This window comes from Paenibacillus sinensis (assembly GCF_019904155.1).
GTDB lineage: Bacteria > Bacillota > Bacilli > Paenibacillales > Paenibacillaceae > Paenibacillus_AQ > Paenibacillus_AQ sinensis.
In genome coordinates this window covers 1-3,269 of the sequence record NZ_JAHCMB010000160.1, presented here as the reverse complement: position 1 = coordinate 3,269, position 3,269 = coordinate 1, and the positions used below count along the sequence as shown (strand labels likewise).

Sequence of the window (3,269 nt, the reverse complement as noted above, 5' to 3'; positions counted from 1 at the left end):
AATTTCGCCTTTGAAAGGAAGTCATTATGCTCGATATTCTTGTGGTTGAAGATGATATAAAGCTGAATCAGATCATATGTACCTATTTATCCAATAACGGGTACAGCACTAAAGGATGCCTAAACCCTCGTGAAGCTTATGATTTAATGTACAATCATTTGTATAACTTAATCATTTCAGACGTTATGATGCCGGAAATTGACGGGTTCGAGTTTGCTGAAACGGTGCGTGAGATCAACAAAACGATCCCCATTCTGTTTGTAACGGCCAGAGACGACATTTCCTCCAAACAAAAAGGCTTCCGTGCCGGAATTGACGATTATATGGTAAAACCGATTAACATGGACGAACTGGTTCTGCGAGTAGGCGCTCTGCTCCGACGGGCAAACATTGCCCATGAACGCAAGCTAACAGTTGGAGATCTTGTGATGGATGCAGATGAAAGAACTGCGACAGTTGGTGGCAATGAAATTCAGGTTACAGTCCGGGAATTCAACATTCTCTACAAAATGCTCTCCTATCCCAAACATACCTTTTCCCGCGCTCAACTAATGGATGAATTCTGGGGAATCGACAGTGAAACCAGCCTGCGTGCCGTCGATGTGTATATCGCCAAGCTTCGGGACAAATTCTCGGAGTGTGAGGATTTTAAGATTGTAACGGTTCATGGACTTGGCTATAAGGCAGTGCTGCAGCAATGAGAAAAAAATCAAAGCAGGATCGCCGGTTCAATACAAAGAGCATATCCTGGAAAGGGTTTTTGATCACCTATTTTGTTCTATCCACTCTGACTGCCGGCCAGGCGATGATCTATGATGCTTATAATCCTGTAGGCAAAAGTGTTCCCACTCCATATCTTATGGGGATGATGGGGTACTGGATCATTGTGAGCCTTATCTTCTGCCTTCTTACTTCTTATCAGAAAAATAAACACTTTGGTAAGCCGCTGCACAAGCTCAGTATAGCTGCCAAGCAAGTGGCCGAAGGCGATTTTTCGGTCTACTTGGAGCCCGTCCACCGTACGGACAAAAGGGATTATATTGATGCAATGTTTGAGGATTTTAACAAGATGGTTGAGGAACTGGGCAGCATTGAAACGCTGAAGAATGATTTTATTTCGAATGTGTCCCATGAGATCAAGACTCCGCTGTCCGTAATTCAAAGCTATGCGATGGCTCTGCAAAAGGATGAACTATCTCCGGAGCTCCGCAAGGATTATTCGGAAACGATCATCACGGCTTCAAAGAAATTAACGACACTGGTGATGAACATTCTGAAGCTCAATAAGTTAGAAAATCAGGAAATCGGTCACGCCGCTAAGCCCTATGATGTATGCAGACAATTGGCGGAATGCATTATTTACTTTGAAAACGCATGGGAAGAAAAAAATATCGAGCTTGTAGTCGATATCGAGGACCGCGCCGTTATTCATGCCGAGCAAAGTATGCTGGAAATCGTCTGGCATAATCTCCTTTCGAACGCGGTGAAATTCACACCCCCTGGAGGAACCATTACCTTAACCCAGACTTCCGATGAGGATACGATTACGGTCAGTGTCTCCGACACCGGATGTGGTATGGATGAAATGACATTAAAGCATATCTTCGATAAGTTTTATCAAGGAGATACATCCCACTCCGGAGAAGGTAACGGGCTTGGTCTTGCGCTGTCGCTGCGAGTCATAGAACTGGTAGGCGGTGTTATTTCGGCAAAAAGTGAACTTGGAGAAGGATCAACATTCACAGTGAAGTTGAAAGTGGAACCATGAATATAAAAACTTACCCCTAGACAGCCTGAATTCCAATTTGCGAATTCAGGCTGTTTTTTTGCCGCCTCCTTAGCATTAATATTTCTCAAACAACTCGGAAGCAACTTGTAAACAAGTTGACGGTAAGATAAGTCCATCTTATGAATCGCTCATTCGGAATTCATAAAATTTAAACAGAAACGGGAGACAAAGCATGATCAACAAAACAAAACTTAGGATTTGCTCGATGCTAATCACTGCGCTTATCGCTGTATTCACCCTCGCCGCTTGTAGTGATCCTATTCAAACAAATGGTAGTGTGGCTAATTTGGCGAAGAATTGGTCCCAAAGCGTCCAGCTTCCAGATGAATACCTGATTACGTATGAGGCGGAAACGGATGACGGCAGATTGGTGGAAGTCTCTCGCGGACAAGATTCGGAGGGAACGATTTACTTTAGGTCAGGTTCGGAACAGATGCTGTTCGTTCCTGACGGTGAAGGCTACTTGCAGTTCAAAGCGGATCAAGACGGGAATTTTATTGAGTCGGATACGAATCACTATACAAAAAAGTTTGTAAATGAAGCAACAAATGATTTTATGGAATATGCCAATAGATCGGCAGCAGCGGAGAGCGGCCAGGCTAAATTTATCGGCGAGAAGGATATTCTTGGACGTAAAACGCATGTCTATGAAATGACAATGAAGATGCCCCTGTTCTCCCAAACGTATACTTTTGCCATCGACACTGAAACAGGGGTTTGTCTGGAGTGGCAGTCGGCCGGCAAAATTACCGACCAGGAGCCGTCTACCAAGGGAAGCTTTGAAAGCACTGCTTTCAAGCTGCAGAATGTTAAGCTGCCCATTCCTGAAAGTAAAGGAGAATGAAAATGAGCGAGATTATTAAAAACGAGCATCAATTTGTAGGTTATGAGTACAAAGACATTACAGTAAAATCTAGTATGGAGTCGGTATATACCGACGGATATCCTCATTTCGGCTGGATGCTGGAAGGAACCTCCACTCCATCCCATCCCATTGGTTCTGTCACCTTGAAGTTTAAGCGAGACCGGAAAATTCGCAATAAAGCTGAACTAACTCGTCTGGAGCGCCAGTTTGGGGCATGTGTTTCGGAAATTGAAACCTTGGAACGCTCCAAGGTGATTGGTGCTTCCGCCATCGCTTATGTAATCGGTCTGATTGGGACAGCGTTTATGGCCGGCTCTGTGTTTGCTTATCTGGATGACATGCTGACTCTTTCCATTATTCTGGCCATTCCCGGATTTATTGGCTGGATAATCCCCTATCTCAGTTATCGAAGTATTCACAACAAGAAAACAGCGAAACTAACGCCACTGATTGATCAAAAATATGATGAAATTTATAAGGTGTGTGAGAAAGGCAACGAGTTGCTCTCCAGATAGTTTAAGCGCTGCTATTATATTAGCGAGATAAGCCTCGCCACAGGAGTTGAAAATGTATGATAGGAAAGCTTATTGTCCTGTTCTTAGGCTGTCTGATTTT

4 protein-coding genes are annotated in these 3,269 nt (G+C 43.8%); all 4 read left to right on the top strand.

Going from position 1 to position 3,269, the window contains the following annotated elements; all coding sequences use genetic code 11:
* Nucleotides 1–26: 26 nt before the first annotated feature.
* The 4 genes from KIH86_RS18945 to KIH86_RS18930 all read left to right on the top strand — a co-directional run bounded on the left by KIH86_RS18945 (nt 27) and on the right by KIH86_RS18930 (nt 3,169).
* Nucleotides 27–701, top strand: a complete 675-nt coding sequence (locus KIH86_RS18945; protein ID WP_223083731.1) for a response regulator transcription factor — start codon at nt 27–29, stop codon at nt 699–701.
* Entirely contained in the window at nt 698–1,768 is a 1,071-nt protein-coding gene (locus KIH86_RS18940; RefSeq protein WP_223083732.1) for a HAMP domain-containing sensor histidine kinase, read from the top strand. Before KIH86_RS18945 ends, KIH86_RS18940 begins: the two co-directional genes overlap by 4 nt.
* A 193-nt stretch (nt 1,769–1,961) precedes the next feature.
* Entirely contained in the window at nt 1,962–2,633 is a 672-nt protein-coding gene (locus KIH86_RS18935) for a hypothetical protein (RefSeq protein WP_223083733.1), read from the top strand.
* A 2-nt stretch (nt 2,634–2,635) separates the two neighbouring features.
* The gene (locus KIH86_RS18930) at nt 2,636–3,169 is read left to right on the top strand and encodes a SoxR reducing system RseC family protein (RefSeq protein WP_223083734.1); all 534 of its coding nucleotides are present in this window, start codon (nt 2,636–2,638) and stop codon (nt 3,167–3,169) included.
* The last annotated feature ends 100 nt before the right edge of the window (nt 3,170–3,269 follow it).